Raw genomic sequence first — 267 nt, forward strand, 5'->3', positions numbered from 1 at the left:
ATTTAATGAAGGTGGGGTTCACAAAAAGACACTCCTTTCTCAAAGTATTGACCGCTATACAAACTTTTATAAAAGCTTAAACCCATTAAGCTTTGACGATGCCACGAACCCAGAAGCGTTACATTGTTGGGCACATAAAGAGTTCGAACGTTTAGATGAAAAAACAACACCGTGGCATTTATATAATTTCCTTCGCAGTGCAGCACATCAAGAGCTCACTGATGAGTTAGATCTAGAGCAATTCGAGCGCCCTGAGCAGCCTTCTCT

1 protein-coding gene is annotated in these 267 nt (G+C 41.2%); it reads left to right on the forward strand.

Annotation, left to right across the window (positions count from 1 at the left end; all coding sequences use genetic code 11):
* Positions 1-267 (forward strand): hypothetical protein (locus AAEY62_RS22690; RefSeq protein ID WP_350636669.1); only part of this gene is annotated, 267 nt, incomplete at both ends.

The organism is Pseudoalteromonas sp. GW168-MNA-CIBAN-0100 (genome assembly GCF_040309225.1).
In the GTDB taxonomy this organism is placed as follows: Bacteria; Pseudomonadota; Gammaproteobacteria; order Enterobacterales; family Alteromonadaceae; genus Pseudoalteromonas; species Pseudoalteromonas arctica.